At 71.8% G+C, this 531-nt stretch carries 1 protein-coding gene; it reads left to right on the top strand.

Annotated features, from left to right (window positions below; genetic code table 11):
• Nucleotides 1–531 (top strand): carboxyl transferase domain-containing protein (locus CCL05_RS46725; protein ID WP_425275977.1); only part of this gene is annotated, 531 nt, incomplete at both ends.

Raw genomic sequence — 531 nt, 5'->3', positions numbered from 1 at the left:
ACGTCCCGGCCATGAGCGACGAGGCGGTGATCGTCCGCAACCAGGGCACGATCTTCCTGGGCGGCCCGCCCCTGGTGAAGGCGGCCACGGGCGAGGTCGTCACGGCGGAGGAGCTCGGCGGCGGCGAGGTCCACTCCCGCGTCTCGGGCGTCACGGACCACCTCGCGGAGAACGACGCGCACGCCCTGCGCATCGTCCGCACGATCGTCTCCACCCTCCCCGCCCGCGGCCCCCTCCCCTGGGAGGTCACGGAACCCACAGAGCCCAAGGTCGACCCGCACGGCCTCTACGGCGCGGTCCCGGTCGACTCCCGCACCCCCTACGACGTGCGCGAGATCATCGCCCGGGTCGTCGACGGCTCCCGTTTCGCCGAGTTCAAGTCCGAGTTCGGCCAGACCCTGGTCACGGGCTTCGCCCGGATCCACGGCCACCCGGTGGGCATCGTCGCCAACAACGGCATCCTGTTCTCCGAGTCCGCCCAGAAGGGCGCCCACTTCATCGAGCTGTGCGACCAGCGCGGCATCCCGCTGG

Source organism: Streptomyces africanus (assembly GCF_002150735.1).
Classification (GTDB): Bacteria; Actinomycetota; Actinomycetes; order Streptomycetales; family Streptomycetaceae; genus Streptomyces; species Streptomyces africanus.
Note: the sequence above shows the minus strand (reverse complement) of the source record. Positions and strands in the feature narration are given on the sequence as shown.